The 23,893-nt window shown below is 71.0% G+C and carries 10 protein-coding genes; all 10 read left to right on the forward strand.

Annotation, left to right across the window (positions count from 1 at the left end; genetic code table 11):
• The first annotated feature begins 63 nt into the window (after positions 1-63).
• The 10 genes from ACFYO2_RS32415 to ACFYO2_RS32460 all read left to right on the forward strand — a co-directional run bounded on the left by ACFYO2_RS32415 (position 64) and on the right by ACFYO2_RS32460 (position 23,808).
• Positions 64-1,422, forward strand: a complete 1,359-nt coding sequence (locus ACFYO2_RS32415) for a lysine N(6)-hydroxylase/L-ornithine N(5)-oxygenase family protein (RefSeq protein WP_388356082.1) — start codon at positions 64-66, stop codon at positions 1,420-1,422.
• A 197-nt stretch (positions 1,423-1,619) separates the two neighbouring features.
• Positions 1,620-2,678, forward strand: a complete 1,059-nt coding sequence (locus ACFYO2_RS32420; RefSeq protein WP_388356084.1) for a FecCD family ABC transporter permease — start codon at positions 1,620-1,622, stop codon at positions 2,676-2,678.
• 107 nt (positions 2,679-2,785) lie between these two features.
• Positions 2,786-3,820 carry a FecCD family ABC transporter permease gene (locus ACFYO2_RS32425; RefSeq protein ID WP_388356340.1) on the forward strand — a complete coding sequence of 345 codons (1,035 nt, stop codon included), beginning with the start codon at positions 2,786-2,788 and terminating at the stop codon, positions 3,818-3,820.
• 38 nt (positions 3,821-3,858) lie between these two features.
• A complete protein-coding gene (locus ACFYO2_RS32430; RefSeq protein WP_388356086.1) occupies positions 3,859-4,719 on the forward strand; it encodes an ABC transporter ATP-binding protein in 861 nt (286 codons plus the stop codon).
• Between the two features lie 91 nt (positions 4,720-4,810).
• A complete protein-coding gene (locus tag ACFYO2_RS32435; protein ID WP_388356088.1) occupies positions 4,811-5,866 on the forward strand; it encodes an iron-siderophore ABC transporter substrate-binding protein in 1,056 nt (351 codons plus the stop codon).
• A 2-nt stretch (positions 5,867-5,868) separates the two neighbouring features.
• Positions 5,869-7,659 (forward strand): ABC transporter ATP-binding protein, encoded by a 1,791-nt coding sequence (locus ACFYO2_RS32440; protein WP_388356090.1) that lies wholly within the window; start codon positions 5,869-5,871, stop codon positions 7,657-7,659.
• Between the two features lie 128 nt (positions 7,660-7,787).
• Positions 7,788-18,851, forward strand: a complete 11,064-nt coding sequence (locus ACFYO2_RS32445; protein ID WP_388356092.1) for an amino acid adenylation domain-containing protein — start codon at positions 7,788-7,790, stop codon at positions 18,849-18,851.
• The gene (locus ACFYO2_RS32450) at positions 18,838-20,541 is read left to right on the forward strand and encodes an ABC transporter ATP-binding protein (RefSeq protein WP_388356094.1); all 1,704 of its coding nucleotides are present in this window, start codon (positions 18,838-18,840) and stop codon (positions 20,539-20,541) included. The genes ACFYO2_RS32445 and ACFYO2_RS32450 overlap by 14 nt, the downstream gene beginning before the upstream one ends.
• A 359-nt stretch (positions 20,542-20,900) precedes the next feature.
• The gene (locus tag ACFYO2_RS32455) at positions 20,901-21,767 is read left to right on the forward strand and encodes an MHYT domain-containing protein (RefSeq protein WP_388356096.1); all 867 of its coding nucleotides are present in this window, start codon (positions 20,901-20,903) and stop codon (positions 21,765-21,767) included.
• A 49-nt stretch (positions 21,768-21,816) separates the two neighbouring features.
• A complete protein-coding gene (locus ACFYO2_RS32460) occupies positions 21,817-23,808 on the forward strand; it encodes a nitrate- and nitrite sensing domain-containing protein (RefSeq protein ID WP_388356097.1) in 1,992 nt (663 codons plus the stop codon).
• The last annotated feature ends 85 nt before the right edge of the window (positions 23,809-23,893 follow it).

Below are 23,893 nucleotides of genomic sequence, written 5' to 3' on the forward strand. Positions count from 1 at the left end.
GTGCCCGCTTTTCGTGCTTTCCCCCACGCCTGGCAGGCGACTGCCCCGCACGATGGGAGTGACATGTCACAGGTTCATCCTGATGACGCATCAACGGTCCACGACCTCATTGGCATCGGATTCGGACCGTCCAATGTGGCCATGGCGATCGCGCTCAGCGAGCACAACGCGCGCCTCGACGGGCAGGAGGCGATCACCGCTCACTTCTTCGAGCAGCAGCCACGTTTCGGCTGGCACCGGGGCATGCTGATCGACGACGCGACCATGCAGGTGTCCTTCCTCAAGGACCTGGTGACGCTCCGGAACCCGGCCAGCGAGTTCAGCTTTCTCTGCTACCTGCAGAGCAAGGGCCGGCTGATCGACTTCATCAACCACAAGAACCTCTTCCCGCTGCGGGTGGAGTTCCACGACTACTTCGAGTGGGCCTCCGCCAAGGTCGACGACATGGTCTCCTACGACCACGAGGTCGTCGCCGTCGAGCCGGTCGTCCGTGACGGGGCCGTGGAGTACCTCGATGTGACCGTCCGGTCGGGGGAGGGTCTCGCCGTACACCGGGCCCGCAACCTCGTCATCGGTACCGGGCTGCGTCCGCTCATGCCGGAGGGCGTGGAGCGCGGCGACCGCGTCTGGCACAACTCCGAACTACTTGCGAAAGTCGACGAGTTGGAGGGCACCTCGCCCTCTCGGTTCGTCGTCGTGGGCGCCGGCCAGAGCGCCGCGGAGAACGTCGCCTACCTGCACCGCCGCTTCCCCGAGGCCGAGGTCTGCGCGGTCTTCTCCCGCTACGGCTACAGCCCCGCCGACGACAGCAGCTTCGCCAACCGGATCTTCGACCCCCAGGCGGTCGACGAGTACTTCGCCGCCCCCGAGGACGTCAAGCGCCGGCTGATGGACTACCACGGCAACACCAACTACTCCGTGGTGGACATCGACCTGATCGACGACCTGTACCGGCAGATGTACCAGGAGAAGGTCCTCGGCACCGAGCGGCTGCGCTTCCTCAACGTGTCCCGGCTCGCCGACGTCAAGGAGACGCCGGAGAAGGTCCGGGCCACCGTGACATCCCTCGTCACCGGCGAGGAGACCACCCTGGACGCGGACGTCGTCGTCTTCGCCACCGGCTACAGCCCCGCCGACCCACTCGGCCTGCTCGGCGAGGTCGCGGACCGCTGCCTCCGCGACGACACGGGCCGCGTCCGCGTCGAGCGCGACTACCGCATCGCGACGGATGCCGGCCTGCGCTGCGGCATCTACCTGCAGGGCGGCACGGAGCACACGCACGGCATCACGTCGGCTCTGCTGTCCAACACCGCGATCAGGGTCGGCGAGATCCTGGACTCGCTCCTCGAGCGGAGCGTCAAGTCCGCCTCCGGCGAGGCCCGGAGGCCGGTGGCCGACGGAATCGGCAGTACCGCCCGCTAGGCGCTCCGCCGGAGGGGCGGTATGGATTCTGCGGGCCGTCCGTGGCTGGTCGCGCAGTTCTGCTCGCCCCTTCGGGGCACGGGTCCGCACCGGAATCACACCGCCGCGCCCTGCCTGGTGGCACCGCACCCGGCAGGTGCGGCAGCACTGTGCAACCCCGCGAAATCAAAGGGATCAAAGGGATACCGTACGTCGACATGGCCACGACTGGAGTGGAGCGCCCCGCGCCCGGGGGCACAACAGGGGCCCGTCGGCGGCGGGTTGTGGGTTTGGGCACGCTTGTGGTGATCCTCGCGGTCGCGGGGGCGGCGTCGTTGGCTGTCGGTGCGCGCGCGTTGAGTCCCGTCGAGGTGTGGCACGGGTTGTTCGCGGCGCCGGACTCCGACCAGCGACTCACCGAGATCCGGCTCATCGTGCAGACCGTACGGGTGCCCCGGACGGTGCTCGCGATCGTGGCGGGCATCGCCCTCGGAGTCGGTGGGGCGTTGATCCAGGGGTACACACGCAACCCGATCGCCGACACCGGCCTGCTGGGGGTGAACACCGGCGCCTCGTTCGCGGTGGTGTCGGTGATCGCCGTGTTCGGGTTCTCCAACCCGTTCCAGTACGTGTGGTTCGCCTTCCTGGGGGCGGCGGTCGCCGGTGTCGTCGTGTTCGGGCTGGCCAGCATCGGCCGGGGGGCCGGCAACCCGTTGACGCTCGCACTGGCGGGGCAGGGGATCACGGTGTTCCTCATGGCGATGACCACGGCGGTCGCGCTGTCCAACCAGGCGTCGCTGAACGCGCTGCGGTTCTGGAACGCGGGCTCCGTGGCCGGCGTCGGATTCGACGTCATCTGGCCGGTGACCGCGTTCATCGCGGTCGGACTGGTGCTGGCACTGACCACGCTGCCGACCATCAACCTGCTCAACCTGGGTGAGGACGTGGCGCGGGGGCTGGGAGCGAACATCGCATTGAGCCGGACCGTCGGCATCATCGCCATCACCCTGCTGGCGGGCGCGGCGACGGCGGCGTGCGGCCCCATCGCGTTTCTCGGGCTCATGGTGGCCCACGTGGCCCGGTATCTGACCGGCCCTGACTATCGCTGGCTGGTGCCGTACGCGGGTCTGCTCGGGGCCGTCGTCCTGCTGGTCTGCGACATCGTGGGGCGCTTGGTGGTGCGGCCGGGCGAGCTGGACGCGGGTGTCGTCGTCGCTCTCCTCGGCGCTCCCTTCTTCGCGGCTCTGGTGTGGCGCGGAAAGTTCAAGAACGCATGAACGGGACAGACGTGACGCCGGACGGGGCAGACGTGACGCCGGACGGGGCAGACGTGACGCCGGACGGGGCAGACGTGACGCCGGACGGGGCAGACGTGAAGCCATCGATGGCGCCGGGCGTGCGGCTCGGCCAGGTGTCGTTCGTCTGGCGGCCCTGGATCCTGTTCGTCACGCTGCTGCTGGCGGCGCTGACCTTCCTGGTCTTCTGCGTGTCCATCAGCATCGGGGACTTCTCCATCGGCCTGCCCCAGGTGATCGCCACGATCTTCGGCGGTGGTGAGCGGGTCGACGAGTTCGTGATCATGGACTTGCGAATGCCGCGCGCCCTGGCCGGGCTCGTCGTGGGAATCGCGCTGGGGGTGTCCGGGGCGATCACGCAGTCCATCGCGCGCAATCCGCTGGCCAGCCCGGACATTCTGGGCATCACCGGGGGCGCCGGCGCGGTCTCGGTGTTCCTGGTGACGGTGTCGGGCGGAGCCTCCGCGGCGATCGTCAACTCCGTGGGCCTGTCCGCGGCGGCGCTCGCCGGCGGTCTCGGCACGGGACTGCTGGTGTACTTCCTGGCGTGGCGGCGCGGGATCGACGGCTTCCGGCTCATCCTCATCGGCATCTCCGTCAGCGCCGTGATGGAGGCGATCACCACCTGGCTGCTGGTCACCGCCGACATCAGGGACGTGGCCCGGGCCCAGGCGTGGCTGGTCGGCTCGCTGGACAACCGGTCCTGGGACGAGGTCTGGGTGGCGCTCTGGTGCTCGCTCGTCCTCCTGGTCGTCGTGTCAGGCGTCGCGTTCCAGTTCAAGCCGATGCACTTCGGCGACGAGGTCGCCGCGGGCCTGGGCGTCCGGTACGCGATGGTGCGGGCCGTCCTGCTGTTGTGCGCGGTCCTGCTGGCCGCTGTGGCGGTGAGCGCGGCGGGCCCGGTCCCGTTCGTCGCGCTGGTGGCGCCGCAGGTGGCGATGCGTCTGGCGAGATGCCCGACGCCGCCGATGGTGGCCTCCGGCCTGGTCGGAGCGCTGCTGCTGATCGGCGCGGACCTGGTCGCGCGTACAGCGCTGCCGATCAGCCTCCCGGTCGGCGTCGTCACCGCCGCGATCGGCGGCCCCTTCCTCGTCTATCTGCTGGTGCGGGCGAACCTCAGATAGCTGGTACAAAGTTAGGCAAGCCTAAACGAGGGGGCCTTGTGGTCGCTCAGTCCGTCACCGGGATCGAGTCCGGGGTCGATCAGACCTCACGTCTGGCAGCCAGGGATGTCACGGTCGGGTACGGCGCCAGGAGCGTCATCGACGGCCTCGACGTGGCGATACCTCCAGGCGTGATCACCACGATCATCGGCCCCAACGGCTGCGGGAAGTCGACCCTGTTGCGGACCCTGTCGCGACTGCTCAAGCCGAGCAAGGGGACGGTCGTGCTGGACGGCGACGACATCGTCAAGCTCAGGACCAGGGACGTGGCGAAGAAGCTCGGCCTGCTGCCTCAGGCACCGGTCGCGCCCGAGGGCCTGACGGTGTCCGACCTGGTCGCCAGGGGCCGTCATCCGCACCAGAGTTGGCTGCGGCAGTGGTCGTCGGACGATGCCGCCGTGGTGGAGCGCGCGCTGGCCATGACCGGGGTGTCCGACCTCGCCGACCGCCCGGTGGACTCGCTGTCCGGCGGTCAGCGCCAGCGCGTCTGGATCTCGATGATCCTGGCCCAGGGCACCGACCTGCTGCTCCTCGACGAGCCGACCACCTACCTGGACCTGGCGCACGCCATCGACGTGCTCGACCTGGTGGACGACCTGCACGAGTCGGGGTGCACCGTGGTCATGGTGCTGCACGACCTCAATCTGGCCACGCGCTACAGCGACAACCTCGTCGTGATGAGGGAGGGGTCGATCCTGGCGCAGGGGCACCCGCGTGACGTGATCACCGCGGAGTTGCTGCACGAGGCGTTCGGGCTGCGCGCCAAGGTGATCGACGACCCGGTGGGCGACCGGCCGCTCATCGTGCCGATCGGCCGCACGCACGTCCAACTCGGCCACGTCCCGGCGAAGTTGTCTTAGTAAGGCTAGGCTAACCTCACCTTGGCGCGGTAAGGTTTGCCTGCCCTTTGTATGGGGGCGCAGTGGACAGCGCGACAGCAAGGGATTTCGGATGCTCCTCCATCGAACGACGCTCAAGAGATCCCGGCGGCGGTTGGCGGCGATTCTGTCCGCCGCGACTCTCGGCGTCGGCCTCCTCGCGGGATGCGGTTCCGACTCGCCCGACTCGGCGGACAAGGCGAGCGACAACACCCCGGCTGCCGCCGGCGCGTTTCCGGTCACCGTGGAGCACGCGTTCGGAACCACGAAGGTCACCAAGGCTCCCCAGCGGGTCGTCTCCGTCGGCTACACCGACGACCAGACCATCCTGGCGTTCGGAATCAAGCCCGTCGGCATGGTCGACCAGTACCCGAACCCGGCGGGGAAGAGCCCCGACATCAACACCCAGTGGCCCTGGGTGAAGGACAAGTGGGGCGACACCAAGCCCGAGGTCATCATGAGCAACGGGGACTCCGGTCCCAACTACGAGAAGATCGCCGCCCTGCGGCCGGACCTGATCATCGCGGTCTACTCCGAGATCGACCAGGCCGCCTACGACAAGCTCTCCCGGATCGCGCCGACGGTGGGCCGTACCAAGGCCGAGAAGGAGCCGTTCAGCGCGCCCTGGCAGGACAACGCGCTGCACATCGCCAAGGCGCTCGGCAAGGCCGAGGAGGGCGAGGAGATGGTGGCGGACATCCAGGGGCAGCTCGACGCGGCCAAGAAGGCGCACCCCGCGTTCGCGGACCAGACCGCCGTCGCGTTGTCCTGGTACGAGGACTCCGTGGCGCCGTTCACCTCCACCGACGTGCGCGGACGGCTGGTGACGGGCATCGGATTCAAGTACCAGACCGAGATCGACAAGGTCGCGGACGGCAGCTTCTACACCAAGCTCTCCCCTGAGCGCATCGACCTGGTCGACGTCGACCACATCTTCGTCATCAACGACAAGGCGGACACGGAAGCGCTGAAGAAGTTCAAGCTGTTCGCCAATCTGGACGCCGTGAAGAAGGGCAACGTGTCGTACCTGCTGGACAGCGAGGGCCCCGCGGTCGGCGCGGCCATCTCCCAGGGCACCCTGCTGTCCATGCCGTACGCCATCGACGAGCTCGTCAAGTCGGCCGAGTAGGTGTGAGCGCCACCGACACGCGCGTCGCCCCGGCGGCAACTCTGCGCACGGCGACCGGACGCGAGGCCACCCGATGGGTCGCGGCGCACTGCCGCGAGGTGCCCTGGCTGACGGTCGCCACCGTGCTCACCACGGTGGCCGGGGCGGCGCTCCAGGTACTCCCGGTGCTCCTGCTGGGCCGGGTGGTCGACGGGGTGGTCGAGGGCGAACCGCGCTCGATCCTCGTCAGGATCGGGGTGTTGATGGTGGGCGCCGCGCTGCTCGGCGCGGCGGCCACCGCGGTGTCGACCTACCTGATCGGGCGGCTGGGCGCGGATCTGCTCGCGCGGCTTCGGGAAGGTGCCGTCCGGGCGGTGCTGGGGATGCCGAGCGCACGGATCGAGCAGGTCGGCCGCGGCGACGTGCTGTCCAGGGTCGGCGACGACGTGGCAGTGATCTCCAAGGGCATCCGGACGGCCGTCCCCACGGTGTTCTCGGCGGGAGTGCTGGTCGTCATCGCCACAGCCGGCATGTTAGGGCTCGACTGGCGACTCGGCCTGGCGGGCGCCGGCGCGCTGCCCGCGTACGCGCTGGCCCTGCGCTGGTATCTGCCCCGCTCCGCCCCGCTCTACCGGAAGCAGCGGGTGGCCCAGGCCGACCGTGCGCAGGCGTTGATGAGCGGTCTGAACGGGATCGACACGGTCCGGGCCTACCGCCTTGAGAACGCCTTCCGCGAGAAGGTCACCGGCGAGTCGTGGCGGGTGCGTGATCTCGGTATCGAGGTGTTCCGGTTCTTCGGCCGGTTCGTGGGCAGGGAGAACCGCGCCGAGTTCATCGGCCTGGTCCTGATCCTCGTGGTGGGGTACGCCCTGTTGGAGGCCGATGCCGCCAGCCTGGGCGAGGTGTCGGCGGCCCCGCTGCTGTTCCACCGGCTGTTCGCCCCGCTGGGCGCCATCATGTTCACCTTCGACGAGGCACAGAAGTCGGGTGCGAGCCTGACCCGGCTGGTCGGGGTGCTGGGGGAGTCCGCGGAGGACCGGCTGGTCGGCGACACGTCCGTCGCGCCGGCGGACGCCGCGCCGTACTCGGTGACGGTGGAAGGGCTGACGTTCCGTTATGCCGACACCGAGGAGCCGGTCCTGAGGGATGTCGACCTGACGATCCCGGCCGGCGGTTCGCTCGCGCTGGTGGGGGCGACGGGCGCGGGCAAGACGACCCTGGCCGCGCTCATCGCGGGCATCGGAACCCCGCAGGCCGGGTCGGTGCGCGTCGGGTCGACCGACCTGGCCGGTCTGGACGAGGCCGGGGCGCGGGCCTTGGTGAGCATCCTGACGCAGGAGACGCACGTGTTCTCCGGTGCGCTCGCCGACGACCTGCGGCTGGCCGCGCCGGAAGCGACTGACGCCGAGCTGATGGACGCGTTGCGCGCGGTCGGCGCCGACGGCTGGGTCGACGCGCTGCCCGAAGGGCTGAACACCCTGGTCGGCGAGGGCGGCGAGCGCCTGGACGTCACCAAGGTCGCACAGATCGCCCTGGCCCGGCTGGTGCTGGGCCGGTCGCCGGTGGTCGTCCTCGACGAGTCGACCGCGGAGGCGGGCAGCGAGGGCGCCGCCGAGCTGGAGCGGGCGGTGCTGGCCGCGTGCTCGGGCCGGACCACGTTGTTCGTGGCGCACCGGCTGACCCAGGCGATGGCGGCGGACCGGATCGCCGTGCTGGACGCGGGCCGCGTCGTGGAGCAGGGAACGCACGAGGAGTTGGTGGCGCTGGGCGGCCGGTATGCGCGGCTGTGGCGGGCCTGGCGAGAAGGTGGTTAGTCACCCTGAGCAGGTCCCTGTGCAGATCCCTGAGCAGATCCCTGAGCAGGTTCCTGTGCAGGTCCCTGAGTAGGTCCCCAAGCAGGTTGGGTCAGCTTTCATGCCTTGGAAGGGGCGCTGAGTCTTCGATGGTGGAACCGAGCGCTCGTCTCGTACTGCTCCCTCCCGCGCGCCTGGCCGATCTACGCCGGCGAGCCGGGGACTTCTCCGACAGGACCATCGCCGAAGCGTGTGCCATCGGGCTGTCGTACTGGGCGACGGGCCGAAGTCCCGACGGCATCGACCTCACCCCCGGCACCCTGTTCGCCGACGTCCTCGGGTGGGTCGACAACGGCGGGGAGGGGCCCGGCGGTTGGGAGATCGGCGCGCCCGGCGTGCCCGGCGTGCCCGGCGTGCCCGGCGTGCCCGGCGCGGACGGCCTGGACGGCGCGGACGGCTGGAGCATCGCCGTACCGGAAGGCGTCGCGCCGGGCGACGCGCAGCTCGCGCTGGACGACCTGGCCGACTTCCCGGACCGGCCCATCGGCACGATCGGCCCGGCCGACGTGGCGGCGAGGCTTGAGGCGCTGGCCGAGTGGAACGACACCCAGGCCGGCCGGGTGCGCCCGACCATCGTGGAGATGTTCCGCGAGCAGGCGCGGACCAGGCCGGACGCCGTCGCCATCGTCGACGAGCACCGATCGCTGACGTACCGTCAAGCAGCCGTGCTGTCCAGCCAGTTGGCCCACCATCTGATCGAACGCGGGCTCACTGCCGAACAGGTCGTCGGTATCTCACTGGGCCGCTCCGCCGACATGGTGATCGGGCTGCTCGGCGTGCTCCAGGCGGGCTGCGCGTTCGTGCCGCTCGATCCGCAGTGGCCCGCCGCGCGCCGAGCCGTCGTCATCAAGGACGCCCGGGTCGTCGTACAGCTCAACGAGTGCGGCGAACACGACCCGAGTGAACCCGAAGCCGTGGCCGTCGACCTCGGCGACTGGCGGTTCGGTTCCTACCCCACCGAGGGGACCGGAGTCACCGTCCCCGGCACGGCACTGGCCTACGTGATCTTCACGTCCGGATCGACCGGGCGGCCCAAGGGCGCGATGATCCGCCACGAGGCGATCAGCGAGCGCCTGCTGTGGCAGGTCGACGAGATCCTCGGCTTCGGCCATGACGACGCGTCGCTGTTCAAGGCGCCGCTGTCCTTCGACATCTCCATCAACGAGATCTTCCTGCCGCTGGTGTCCGGCGGCAGGCTGGTGGTCCTGCGGCCCGGCGGCGAACGCGACCCGCACCACCTGCTGAGTGTGATCGCCGAGCAGCGCGTCACCTTCACCTACCTGGTGTCGTCCATGCTGGACGTGCTCCTTGAGATCGCGGGCGACTCCGGGCAGCTGGACAGCCTGCGGCACGTGTGGTGCGGCGGCGAGGTGCTGACCCCGGAGCTGTACGAGCGGTTCCGCACCCGGCTCGACATCCCCATGTACCACGGCTACGGCCCGGCCGAGACGACCATCGGCGTCTCCCACGTCATCTACCGGGGCGCGGCGGAACGCCTGTCGACGTCGATCGGCAAGGCCAACCCCAACACCCAGTTGTACGTGCTGGACGACGAGTTGCGCCCGGTCCCGGTCGGGGTCGGCGGCGAGCTGTACGTGGGCGGCTTCCTCCTGGGACGCGGGTACGTCAACGCACCCGGCCTGACCGCGTCCCGGTTCGTGGCGAACCCCTTCGCCGGGGACGGGTCCCGGCTGTACCGGACCGGTGACCTCGCGCGGTTCGCGCCGGACGGGTCGCTGGACTTCCTCGGCCGGGCCGACAACCAGATCAAGATCCGCGGCATGCGGCTGGAGATCGAGGACGTCGAGGTCGGTCTCGCCGAGCACCCCGGCGTACGGCACACCTGCGTCGTCGCCCAGAAGAACGCGGCGGGCGGCACCTACCTGGTGGGCTACGTGATCCCGGCCGCCGGTAGCGAGGATCTGCGGGCCGACGAGGTCAAGGCGTGGGCCGCCGCGCACATGGTGGAGTACATGGTGCCCGCCCACATCGTCGTGATGAAGGAGTTCCCGCTCACCGCGAACGGCAAGCTCGACCGGAACGCGCTGCCGGAGCCCGCGATCGGGACGGGCTCGCTCGTCCCGCCCGCGACCGAGAACGAGCGCGCGGTGTGCGCGGCGGTCGCGGCGGTGCTGCGGCTCGAAGAAGTCGGTGTCGACCAGGACTTCTTCCAGCTCGGCGGCGACAGCATCCTGGCGATCTCGCTGCTGAGCGCGCTGCGTGACGCGGGTCTCCATGTCACGGCACGGCAGATCTTCACCCACAGCACGGCGGGGGCGCTGGCGGCGGTGGCGAGCCGTGAGGACGTCTCCACCGTCGACCACGGTGACGTCGCGACCGGTTCCGTCGTGGGATCGCCCATCGTGCAGTGGCTCGGCGAGACCACGGACGCGATCGACGGCTTCGTGCAGTCGGTGGTGCTGAACACCCCGGCGGACCTGACCGCCGACGCTCTCGACGAGATCCTCGCCGCCGTGGTCGGACGCCACGACATGCTGCGCGCCAAGCTGGTGCGCGGGGACCGCTGGAGCTTCGACATCCCGGAGGCGGAGCAGACCGGCGCTGGTCCTGAGGCGGACCACCCCGCAGCCGGATGGAACGAGAGCGACCGGCCGCTCGACGAGTGCGTCGCGCTCGCCACCGAGGGGCTGGACCCGGCGGGCGGTGTGATGCTGCGTGCCGTCTGGCGCCGCGAGGCACGCCAACTGGTCCTGGTCGCCCATCATGTGGTGATCGACGGCGTGTCCTGGCGGGTCCTGATGGAGGACCTGGCCACGGCCTGGCGGCAGTTCGCCTCGGGCGGGCCGATCGAGCTCCCCCCGGTGGGCACGTCGTTCCGGCGCTGGACGCAGTTGCTGGAGCGCGCCGCGTTCGACGCGGACAGTACCTACTACTGGCGTCCCCTGCCGGAAGACGACCAACCGGTGGGCAGGCGCCCGCTGTCCGAAGCCGACACCGTCGCCAGGGAGCGGGTGCGGACCGTCTCGGTCGGCCCCGAGGTCACGGCCGCGCTGCTGGGCGAGATCCCCGCCAAGTTCCACGCGGGCGTCAACGACGTACTGCTGACCGCGCTCGCCGTCACCCTCGCCCGGTGGCGCCGCGACCTCGGCCAGGACCAGACGTTCGCGCACGTCGAACTCGAAGGCCACGGCCGCGAAGGCGGGTTCGTGGCGGGCACGGCCGGCTTCGAGCCGGACCTGTCGCGGACCGTGGGCTGGTTCACCACCCTGTTCCCGGTGACCGTGGACCCCGGCGCGGCGGCCGATCTCACCGCACCCGAGTACCTGGCCGCCGCGCTCAAGTCGGTCAAGGAAGACCTCGCACGGGTGCCGGACAACGGTGTTTCGTACGGTGCCCTGCGGTACCTGACCGACACCGAGTTCGACGCGCCCGCACCCCAGGTGCTGTTCAACTACCTGGGCCGCTTCGACGCGGGCGCGTCGGGGGACTGGCAACTCGCGGGTGCCACCGGTCAGTTGGGCGAGAGGCGCGACCCGAGCATGCGCCTGCCGCGCGCCCTGGAGTTCAACGCGATCGCCGAACCCGCCGCCTCGACCGGCGAGTACGAGCTGGTCACCGCCATCTCCTGGCCCGACGGGATGTTCACCGACGAGGACATCGCGACCCTCGGCGAATACTTCCGGGCGGTCCTGACCCAGCTGGCCGCGCTCGACCAGGGCGGCCACTCGCCCAGCGACTTCGGCCTGGTGCCGCTCACGCAGGCGGACGTCGACGCCCTGGACGGCCCGGCGCTGCGGGACATCCTGCCGTTGACCCCTTTGCAGGAGGGCCTGTACTTCCACTCGGTCTTCGACGACGACTCGGCGGGCGCTTACGTCGAGCAGCAACTGCTCACGCTGGACGGCGAGGTGGACGCCGACCGGCTCGCGGCGGCGGCCACTCGCCTGCTCACCCTTTACCCGAACCTGGCAGCGCGGTTCGTGGCTCTCACTGACGGCCGTGTGGTCTCCGTGCTGGAGAGCGGCGTGGAGGCGCCCTTCACCACGCTGGAACGCCCCGGCATCACCGACGCCGAGATCCGCGACCACGCCGAGCGGGACCGCCGCGCCGGGTTCGACCTGGCCACCGGCCCGCTGATGCGGTACACGCTCATCCGCGCGGGCTCCGGCCGCAGCGTCCTGGTGCAGACCGTGCACCACATCATCGCCGACGGCTGGTCGGTGCCGCCGATACTCCGCGCGCTGCTGGCCGAGTACCACGCGCCGGGGACCGTGTACGCGTTCGGCGGCTTCCCGGACTACGTGCGCCGGCTCGCCGGACGCGACCAGGAGCACAGCGACCGGGTCTGGCGCGAACAGCTCGCCGAGCTGCCCGGCCCTTCACTCGTCGCCGAGCGGCACACCCCGTCCGACCGGTTCGCCGACACCGCCGTGGAACCGGACGACGACATCGACGCGGCGGTCCGGTCGGCCGGCATGCCGCTGAGCGTGGCCGTGCACAGCGCCTGGGCGGTGACGCTGGGCGGCCTCCTGCACGGCAGGGACGTCGTGTTCGGCTCCACGGTGTCCGGGCGCGACGCGGAGGTGCCCGGCATCGAGGACATGGTGGGTCTGTTCATCAACACGATCCCCGTACGCGCCCGCTGGGCCGGCACGACCACCTCCCGCGACCTGCTCGCCTCCGTGCGGGAGCACCAGAGTGCGGTACTGCCGCACCAGCACGTCTCGCTGGCGAGGATCGGCCGCCAATCGGGCGCCGGTGGCCCTCTGTTCGACACCCTGGTGGTGTTCGACGTAGCGACCGATGCGGACGCTCTGCGGCGACCCGACGACACGCTGGTCATCACCGACATCGTGAACGAGGGAGCCCCGCACTACCCGTTGACGCTGGTGGTGGAGCGCGCGGTCGACGGTCGTCCGCGGTTCAACCTGATCTACGACGGTGAGCTGCTGCGGGAGGCGAGCGCCCGGGCGATCCTGCGCACGTTCACCAGGACTCTCACGGGCCTGCTCACTCGTCCGGACGCCCTGGTCGATGACCTGGCGCCGGAGAGCGAGCGGCGTCCCGCGCGGGTCCCGACAACCCTGGGCGGACTGTTCGACGCCGCCGCGCGCCGCGACCCGGCCGCCACAGCCGTCACCCAGTGCGCTCTCGACGGCGGTACCCGATCACTGACCTACGGCGAACTGGCGGACACCAAGAACGAGTTGGCCTCGGCTCTGCGCGCGGCCGGTGTCGGGCCGGGCAACCGGGTCGCCGTCGCCGTCCCGCGCTCGGTGGAGCAGGTCGTCGCCCTGGTCGCGATCGTCAGCGCGGGCGGCGCGTACGTGCCGCTGGACCTGACGTACCCGGACGAACGGCTGGAGTACATCCTCGCCGACGCCGCTCCACAGGTCGTTCTCGTGGACCGAGAGCAGCGGGACCGCTTCACGGAACTGCTGGCCCGGGCAGGGGTGTCGGCCCGCGTGCTCGTGCAGGGGGACGAGCTGCCGGTGGGGGACAACACGGCGCCCGAGGTCGGCCGGCACGACCCCGCGTACGTGATCTACACGTCCGGATCGACCGGCCGGCCCAAGGGTGTGGTCGTCCCGCACTCCAGCGTGGTGACGCTGCTTGCGAACACCCAGCCATACATGGACTTCGGCCCGCGCGACGTGTGGGTCCAGTTCCACTCCTTCTCCTTCGACTTCGCGGTCTGGGAGCTGTGGGGCGCGCTGGCCCACGGCGGTGAGCTGCTGGTGCCGGAGTACGGGCTGACCCGCTCCCCGGTCGACTTCCACCGGCTGGTCCGCGAGCGCGGCGTGACCGTGCTCAACCAGACCCCGTCGGCGTTCTACCAGTTCATCGAGGCGGACCGGCATGCCGACCAGCCGATCACCGCACTGCGCCGGATCATCTTCGGCGGCGAGGCGCTGGGCCTCGGGCGGCTGCGCGGCTGGGTCGAGCGGCACGGCACCGGTTCGCCCGAGCTGGTCAACATGTACGGCATCACCGAGACCACCGTCCACGTCACCCACCGGGTGCTGACCGACGAGGACTTCGACCTCGGCGACGACGTCAGCCCGATCGGCGGCCCGATTCCCGGCCTCGTCACCTACCTGCTCGACGACCGGCTCCGCCCGGTGCCGCCGGGCCGGGTGGGCGCCATCTACGTCACCGGCGACCAGGTGTCGCTCGGATACCTGGGCAGGCCGGGGCTCACCGCCGGCCGGTTCGTGGCGAACCCGTTCGCCGGTGACGGCTCCCGCATGTACCACACGGGCGACCTCGCACGTCGTACGCTCGACGGTGAGCTGGAGTTCGCGGGGCGCGCCGACGACCAGGTCCAACTCAAGGGGTTCCGCATCGAGTTGGGCGAGGTGGAGGCCGCGATCAGGGAACTCGACGGCGTGGTCGACGTGGCCGTCACCGTGGCGGACAGCGGCGATCACCTGGTCGCGCACGTCGTGGGCCGGGTGCCTGGTGACTTCGTCGAGTCGCTGTCCACGAAGTTGCCCGTGCACATGGTGCCGGGGCGGGTGCTGTCGGTCGACGCGCTGCCGTTGACGGTCAATGGCAAGTTGGATCGCAAGGCGCTGATCGAGCGAGCCAATGCGCAAGGTGATGAATCCGCGGGCCGGTGGGGGCTGGTCGCGCAGTTCCCCGCGCCCCTTGTGGGGCGCGACGCCGCACCGGAGTTCAGCACGGCCGCGAGTGATTCCGTGCTCGCCTCACTCGTCGGCATCTTCGCCGACACACTGCCCGGCGCCGCCGTCGACGGTGACACCGACTTCTTCCGGGCCGGAGGCGACAGCATCGTCGCCATCACCGTGATCAACCGGGCCAGGGCGCTCGGTCTGCCGATCGCGCCACGGGACGTGTTCCTGCTCAGGACACCGCGCGCGCTCGCCGAGCACCTGGGGACGCGCACACCGCAGGCCCCCGCCTCCGCAGCCGCCCGCCGCGAGGACGGCCCGCTGCCCCCGACCCCGATCATCCTGCGCCGGCGTGAACTGGGCGGATCGCTCGCGCGGTTCGCCCAGGCCAGGACGCTGGTGGCCCCCGAGGGCACCGGGTTCGCCGATGTCGAGCGCGCCGCGAACGCCCTCGTGGCCGCGCACCCGGTCCTCCGGCTGCGGCTGTGCGTCGAGCAAGGGGTGTGGGCCCTGCGTACCGAACCCGCCCGCGAGGTCACCGTCGTACGACCGGACACGGCCGACGCGACGACCGCCGCGAACGAAGCCGCCGGACGGCTCGATCCCGAGTCCGGGGACGTCATCGCCTTCTCGTGGCTGGCGGCGAGCCGGACCCTGGTGGTCACCGTGCACCACCTCGCCGTCGACTCGGTGTCCTGGCTGATCCTGCTGGACGACCTGGCCACCGCCCTGCGCGGCGAGGCACTGGCGCCGCCGACCACGTCGTACGCCGAGTACGCCGAAGCACTGACGCTCCGATCCGCCCCCGCGATCGACGACCTCGGGCACTGGCTCACCACCCTCCGGGCGCCCGCGCTGCTGCCCGCGGTCGAGGGGCTGCGCGAGACCACCGTCGTGCTCGCGCCCGAGGCGAGCGACCGCGTGACGCGTACCGCGCCCGCCGCACTCGGTGTCGGTCTCACCGAGCTGCTGTGCGGCGCACTGCGCACCGCGCTGACGCAGATCCAGCCGTCGCCCACCGATCTCGCGATCGAGTTGGAGCGGCACGGCCGGGTCCCGGTCCTCGAACACCACGACTACACCCGCACGGTCGGCTGGTTCACCTCCATCGCGCCCGTGCGGCTCACGGCGCACACCGACCCCGTCACGGCGGCGCGCGAGGTCGCCGACCGCCAGCCGGACGAAGGCGGGCACGTCGCCTACGGCCAACTCCGGTACCTCAACCCGCAGACGGCCCCCTTGCTGAACGCCCGCCCGCAGGTGCTGTTCAACTACCTCGGCCGGGGCGACGAGTCCCGGGCGCTGCACATCACGGGCGGCGACCAGGGCAGCCCGTACGCCGTCGAGGTCAACGCGTGGACCGACGCGGCCACCGGAAGCCTGCACGCGGCCTTCACCCTCGCCGAGGGCATCCCCGACGAGATCACCGAGCACTGGCTGAGCGCCCTGGAACGCATCGCGACCACCGCTACGACGGCGGAGCGCACGGCTCCGGTCACCCCGCTCCAGCGGGGCCTGTTCTTCCAGGCGCAGATGGCGGGCTCGGCCGGACACTACGTCGCGCAGAGCTGGTTCACCTTCGACCGTCGTCTGGACACCGACGCGCTGGCCGAGGCGATGGCGTACGTGATCGCGCGGCACCCGGTCGTGGGCGCAGGCTTCACCACCGACGACGACGGAAACCCGGTCCAGGTCCTCAGCGCGGGTCGGCAAGTCGCCGTCCGTACGGTCGAGGTGGCGACGGACGCGGAGGTCGACGCCCTGCGCGCCCGCGACCGCGACACGGGCTTCGACCCGGGTGAGCCACCGCTGATCCGGCTGACCGTGGTGCGCCTGCCCGACGAACGCGACGGCCTGCTGCTGAGCTACCACCTGCTGCTGTGGGACGGCTGGTCCCGCGAGATCGTGCTGCGGGACCTGTTCGACGCCTACCAGGCCGTTCTCGCGGGTGAGTCGCTGGTGGCAGCACCCGCCACGCCGGGCTTCGAGGACTACGCCCGGGCGCTCGACGCCAAGGACTCCGCCGTCTCCGAACGCTTCTGGGCGGAGCACCTGGCCGGTCTTCCCGGCCCGACGCTGCTCGCCGGACCGGCGCCGTCCTTCTCGGACGACCTGCCGCGCGCGCTCGTACACACGCTGTCGGCCGAACAGTCGGACCTGCTGCGGGACGCGGCCAGGACGCACCAAGTCACCCTGTACTCGGTGCTGACCGGCGCGTTCGGCCTCCTGCTGGGCGCCCACACGGGCCGCGGTGACGCGGTGTTCGGCGTGACCGTCTCCGGCCGGGAGGGCGAGGGCCTGTCCGACATCGTCGGCGTGCTGCTCAACACCGTGCCCCTGTGGACGCGGGCACGGCCGGACGACACCGTCCGGGATTACCTGACGGCCGTACAGGCGGCCAGGGTCGAGGCGATGGAGCACGAGCACCTCGGGCTCGGCGAGATCCAGCGGGCCAGTGGCCACGACACCCTGTTCGACAACCTGTTCGTGCTCCAGAACTTCCTGGACATGGACGCGTTCGCCGAGATGAATGCCCGGCACGGCATCACCTCGGTGAAGGCCGACGACTCCACCCACTATCCGTTCACGTGGGTGGTCACGCCCGGCGAGCGGCTCACGGTCAAGCTGGAGTACCGCGACGACGACACCGGGAACGCCCGTCGTCTCCTCGACGACTACCTGCGGGTGCTCGAAGACCTGGCCCGGTCGAGCGGCCCGGTGGGCGCGCTGCGGGGGTTGGGGCCGCAGCCCTCGGCGGGAACGCGCAGGGACGTCGGCACGGACACCGTCGTCGACCGGTTCGACCGGGCGGCGGACCGCGACCCGGAGCGCGTCGCGCTCGTCGCCCACGGCGAGAGCATGACCTTCGCGGGGCTGCGGGACCGCAGCCGCGCGGTGGCGGGAGTGCTCGCCCGGCGCGGCATCGGCCCCGAGTCGACCGTGGGCCTCGCCGTCCCACGCTCCCTCGACTCGATCGTGGCGCTGTTCGCCGTACTGCGCGTCGGCGCCGCGTACGTGCCACTGGAGCTGGACCACCCGGACGAGCGGATCGCCACGATCGTCGCGGACGCCCGCCCGGAGGTGATCCTGACCGTGAGCGCCGTATCGCCCCGGCTGACCGGCGATCTGGTCGAGCTGGACCGACCGCTGCCCGAGGCCGAGCCGTATCCGACGTTCGCGCCGGACGACCCGGACCGCCTGCGGCACCCCGCGTACACGATCTACACGTCCGGCTCGACCGGGAAGCCCAAGGGCGTGGTGACCGAGTACGCCGGGCTCACCAACATGCTGATCAACCATCAGCGTCGCATCTTCGAGCCGGTGTTGGCGCAGCACGGCCACCGGGTCTTCCGGATCGCGCACACCGTGTCGTTCGCGTTCGACATGTCGTGGGAGGAGCTGCTCTGGCTCGCCGACGGCCATGAGGTGCACATCTGCGACGAGGAACTGCGCCGCGACGCGCCCCGGTTGGTGGAGTACTGCCTGGAGCACGGCATCGACGTCATCAACGTGACCCCGACCTACGCGCAACAGCTGGTCGCCGAGGGACTGTTGGACAACCCGGCGCGGCGGCCGGCGCTGGTGCTGCTGGGCGGCGAGGCCGTCACCCCGACGCTGTGGCAGCGGCTCGCCGAGACCGAGGGGACGGTCGGCTACAACCTGTACGGACCCACCGAGTACACCATCAACACCCTCGGCGTCGGCACCTTCGAATGCCAGGACCCGGTGGTGGGAGTGGCGATCGACAACACGGAGGTGTACGTGCTGGATCCGTGGCTGCGGCCCCTGCCGGACGGCGTTCCCGGGGAGTTGTACGTGTCGGGCATCGGCATCGCCCGCGGCTATCTCGGGCAGTCGGCCCAGACCGCGCACCGCTTCGTCGCGTGCCCGTTCGGCGAACCCGGCGAGCGCATGTACCGCACCGGGGACCTGGTGGTCCGGCGGCCCGACGGGAACCTGATGTACCTGGGCCGCACCGACCAGCAGGTCAAGATCCGCGGGCACCGGGTCGAACTGGGCGAGGTCGAGGCGGTGTTCGCGGCGCACCCGGCGGTGCGGTTCGTCGCCGCGGTGGCGCAACCCGACCCGCAGGTGGACGGGGCGTACCGGCTGGCCGCCTATCTCGTCCTTGACGGCTCGGACCTGGCGGCGGTCGCCGCCGAAGTGGGCGCCGGGCTGCCGGACTTCCTGCGCCCGACGCACTACGCACAGGTCGACGGCATCCCGCTGACGGTGAACGGGAAAGCCGACACCAAGGCGCTGCCGGAGGCCAAGCCGCTGGGCGCGCTGACCACGGCGGGGGAGCGGGGAGCTCGGACCGAGACCGAGACCGTGGTCTGCGAGTTCTTCGCCGAGGCACTGGACCTGGAGGACGACGAGGTGAGCGCGGTGAGCGACTTCGTGTCCCTCGGAGGTCACTCCATGCTGGCGGTGCGGCTGATCGGCCTGCTCCGCCGCGAGTACGGTCCAGTGATCACGATCCGTGACCTGTTCACCCTGCGAACCCCGGAAGCGATTGCCCGCCACCTCGATGACCACCTCGATGACAACTCCTGACACGCAGCGGCCCCGCCCGGGGTCCCACATCCTCCGGACCGCGCTGCGGCGCAATGTCGGCGCCATGGTCTGGGGCACCGTCCTCATGGGCCTGTACCAGGCGGGGGAGACCGCCTTCCCCATCGCGCTCGGCCTGATCGTCGAACACACGATGAAGGGGGACCGGAACCTCGGCTCGCTCGGCCTGTCGATCGCCGCGCTGGCCGTGATCATCACGACCGTGTCGCTGTCATGGCGGTTCGGGATGCGCATCCTGCAGAAGGCCAACACCACGGAGGCGCACCGCTGGCGGGTGCGGGTCGCGGAGTGCGGGCTCCAGCCGGTGGCGCGGGACATCGACCTCAAGTCCGGCGAGGTGCTGACCATCGCGACCGAGGACGCGGACCAGACCGCCGACATCATCGAGGTGGTGCCGCTGCTGATCAGCTCGCTGGTCGCGGTGCTGGTCGCGGCGGTTGCGCTGGGCCTGGCCGACGTCCGGCTCGGCGTGCTGGTGATCGTGGGTACCGTCGCGATCCTGTCGGTCCTGAGCGTGCTGTCGAAGCGGATCGGCGCCAGTACCCAGGAACAGCAGGCGCGGGTGGCGCGGGCGGGCGCCAAGGTCGCCGACCTGATCATCGGCCTGCGCCCGCTGCACGGCTTCGGCGGCAACCACGCGGCGTTCCGGTCGTATCGGAAGGTCAGCACGGAGGCGAAGCGCCAGGCGATCACCGTCGCCAGGGTGAACGGTGTGTACGCGGGCACCGCGCTGGCCCTCAACTCGGTCCTCGCCGCCGCGGTGACGCTGACGGCCGGCCGGCTTGCGTTCGACGGCCGGATCACCATCGGGGAGCTCGTCATGGCCGTGGGGCTGGCGCAGTTCATCATGGAACCGCTCAAACTGTTCTCGGAGATGCCCAAGTACGTGATGATGGCGCGCGCGTCGGCCGAGCGGATGGCGCTGGTGCTGACCGCGCCGCCGGTGACGACCCCGGGACCGCGGCGCCCGGCCGCGGGCCAGGACCTCGAGATCGACTGCGTCCGATACGGGACCCTGCGCAAGCTGAGGTTCCAGGTGACCGCGGGCGAGTTCCTGGCGATCGCCGCCTACCAGCCGCGCGCGGCGGCCGACCTCGCGTCGATCCTGGCCGTGAAGGTCCCGCCCGACGCGTACGAGGGAGTGGTGCGGGTCAGCGGGCAGGAGCTGGCGGATCTGTCGATCGAGGCGGTCCGCGAGCACCTGCTGGTGAACCCCTACGACGGGGAGATCTTCGCGGGCACCCTCCGCTCGAACATCGACCCGTCGGGCACCAGCCGGACGGTCCCCGAGGCCGTCGAGGCGTCCATGCTGACCGACGTGGTCGCCCTGCACCGCGAAGGGCTCGACTACGCCGTACGCGACCGCGGCGCGAACCTTTCCGGAGGCCAGCGCCAACGGCTGTCCCTGGCCCGCGCCCTGGCCGCCGACACCGACGTCCTCGTCCTGCACAACCCGACGACAGCCGTCGACGCGGTGACCGAACAGCTCATCGCGCGCAACATCGCGGAGCTGCGCCGGGGCCGCACGACCGTCGTGATCACCAGCAGCCCGGCCCTCCTGGACGCCGCCGACCGAGTCCTCGTACTGGACGACGGCGTCATCGCCGCCGAGGACACCCATCGCAACCTCCTGGCCACGGACGAGGACTACTGTTCGGCGGTGGCCCGGTGAGCCGCTTCAGCGGACGGTCGTCGTGGCCAACTGGCTCTCGGTGACCGTTTCTTGGACTCTTTTTCGGCCATGCTCGGAGCGTGCGGAACACCGCCGTCCTGGACGCTCCGCTGCCCGGATCGGCGACCGCCCCCGCGGCCTGTGGCGCGGGCGAGCCACGCCGACGGTGAACGTACAGGCCCCGTAAGGGGAATGTGAAGCACTTGCGCGCAAATGGGTCTGTAACCCACACGGCAGTACTTTAACCCTCACCGACCTCCGACAAGCAGTGGCGCGATCTCGTTCCCCCGGGTCTCTGTTACCGGCGGTACTTACGTGCGCGCTGAGCTCTCCGCCCGGCGGACGAGAGGGGTTTGCCCGTGGGACACGTGGATCACTTCAGCGCCGGATGGGTCACCCCCGTCCTCTCCTACGTCATGGCCTGCGTCGGCTCGGCGCTCGGCCTGCGGTGCACCGTCAGGGCCCTCGAGGCCGACGGTGCCTCGAAACGGAACTGGCTGCTGCTGGCCTCGTTCGCGATCGGCTCGGGCATCTGGACCATGCACTTCGTCGCGATGATGGGCTTCGGCGTCGAGGGCACCCCCGTCCGCTACGACGTCCCGCTCACCGTACTGAGCCTCGTCATGGCCATCGCCGTCGTCAGTGCCGGCGTCTTCACCGCCGGGTACGGGCGCTCGCGCATCGTGTCGGTGGCGCTCGGCGGGCTCGGCACGGGACTGGGCGTCGCCGCCATGCACTACACCGGCATGGCCGCGCTCAACCTGCACGGCACCGTCGACTTCGACCCGCTCCTCGTCACCGCCTCCGTCGTGATCGCAGTCGTCGCCGCGACCGCCGCGCTCACCCTCACCCTCATCGTGCGCGGCCCCGTCCTCGCCGTCGTGGCCGCCCTCGTCATGGGGCTGGCGGTCAGCAGCATGCACTACACCGCCATGTACGCCGTCGACGTCAGCCTCGCGCCCGGCAGCGCGGAGCTGCCCGGGGCCACGGCGACCGAGTTCCTCTTCCCGCTCGCCGTCGTGCTCGGCTCGTTCCTCTTCCTCACCTCCGCGTACGTGGCGCTCTCCCCGACCGGCAGGCGCGCCGAGTCCGTCGCCGCGGAACTGCTGCGCGAGGTCGGGCTCTCCACCGCGACCATGACCGCTCCCGCCGGCACCGGGCCCGCTCCCGCCGGCACCGGGCCCGCTCCCGCCACCACCGGGCCCGCTCCCGCCACCACCGCCTGAGCCGTACGCCCGCGGAGCCGCACCGCCCACATTCCCGGAGAGGTATCCCATGCGTGTCACCCGAACAACGGAACGGCTGCGCCCCAGATCGGTCCGGGCCAAGATCGTCGCGCTGCTCATGCTGCCCATCGTGTCCCTCATGGCGCTGTGGGGCTTCGCCGCGGTGACCACGGCCTCCAGCATCGGCGACACCGAGCGGGTCAAGGACGTCAGCGCCGAACTCCTCGCGCCGCTCGACGAGTTCGTCACCGCGCTGCAGGCCGAACGGACCGCCGCCACGCGGCACGCCGCCGCGCCGGACACGGCCGAACTCGGCACGGTCGAGGAAGCGCGCAAGGCCACCGACCGGGCCGCCACCGCCTTCCGCGGCGGCGCCAACGCCGCCACCGCGGACGCCGAGCTCCTCGACGCCGGGCTGCCCGCCCGCATCGACCGCCTGGAGGCCGACGCGCGCGGACTTACCGCACTGCGCGCGCGGACCGACGCGAAGGACACCGCCCAGGCGGCGTTCACGGGGTACTCGGCCGTCATCGAGCACGCCTTCGCCGTCACCGGCGCGCTCACCGGCGAGAACGGCACCCACGCCGCCTCCGAAGCGCGGGTCGTCCTCGAACTCGCCCGCGTGCGCGAGGCCGTGGCCCAGGAACAGGCCCTCCTCGCCGCGGGGAGCGGGGCCCGGAAGCTCACCACGGAGCAGTACACGCTGTTCGTCGGCGCCGTCGCCACCCGGCGGGAGCTGCTGGAGCCCGCGGTCGCCGACCTGAAGCCGCAGCACCGGACGGCGTACAACGCGGTGTTGCGGAGCGGGAGTTACAACACTCTCGTGGCCGTCGAGAACCGGGTGCGCGATGCCGGGCCCGGCACCTCCGTCCTCTCCGCGGGCTTCGTGAGGGACTGGGACGAGGCCGCCGACGCCGTGCTGAAGGCGCTTGCCGAGGCCGAGTCGGACGCGGGCACGGGGGCCACGGCCCAAGCGGACCCGTTCGGCTGGGACACGCTGGGCGCCTCCGGCGTCGCCGTCATCCTTGGTCTGGTGGGCGTGCTGCTGTCGCTGCTCGTGTCCGTGGGCGTCGGACGCGGACTCATCGTCGAACTGCTCGACCTGCGCAACTCCGCCCTGGAGGTCGCCGGGCGCCGGCTGCCGCGAGCCATGCGCAGACTGCACGCCGGGCAGGGCGTGGACATCGACGCCGAGGCCCCGATGCGCCGCCTCGTCGGCGACGAACTCGCCCAGGTGGGCACCGCACTCACCGCCGTGCAGCGGGCCGCTCTCAAGGCCGCCTCCGAGCGCGCCGAACTGCAAAGCGGCATCTCCGGGGTGTACGTCAGCATCGCCCGCCGCAGCCAGGTGCTGCTGCACCGCCAGCTCGACATGCTCCACCAGCTCGAGCAGCGCCCGCGCGACCCGGCCGAGATGCAGGAGCTGTACCAGGTCGACTACCTCGCCACCCGGATGCGCCGCCACTCCGAGAGCCTGCTCATCCTGTCCGGCATCGCGCCCGGACGAGGCTGGCACGACCCCATCCCGCTGGTGGACGTCCTGCGGGCCGCCGTCGCGGAGATCGAGCAGCCGGGCCGGGTCCAGATCTGGGCCGTACCGCGCGTCTCCGTGCACGGTGGCTCCGTCGCCGACGTCATCCACCTGCTCGCCGAACTCGTCGAGAACGCGGCCTCCTTCTCACCGCCCAGCGCCCATGTCCAACTGCGGGCCGCCCGGATGCGCGAGGGCCTCCTCATCGAGATCGAGGACAGCGGCTTCGGCATGAACGAGGAGACGATGGCCGAGGCCAACCGCAAGATCCAGTCCGAGAACGTCGATCTGCTCGACGCCAAGCAGATCGGGCTCTTCGTGGTCAACCGCATCGCGGCCCGGCAGAACCTGAGCGTCGAGCTGCGCTCCTCGGCGAGCGGCGGCGCCACGGCGGCCGTCCTCATCGGCGAGAATCTGATCCGCGACGACATGCCGGTGCACGACGCGACACTCTCCGACGGCCGGGTACTGGCCCCGGCGTCGGCGTTGATCCCGCAGCAGCCGGGGTGACGATACTTCGGGGCAGCAGGTCGTACGGCCGGGCTCGGCCTCCCGCCGTCGGCGCACCCCCGTGGGCCCCGAACCTGGCTGCGGG

The sequence above is a fragment of the Streptomyces sp. NPDC006602 genome (genome assembly GCF_042870385.1).
GTDB lineage: Bacteria > Actinomycetota > Actinomycetes > Streptomycetales > Streptomycetaceae > Streptomyces.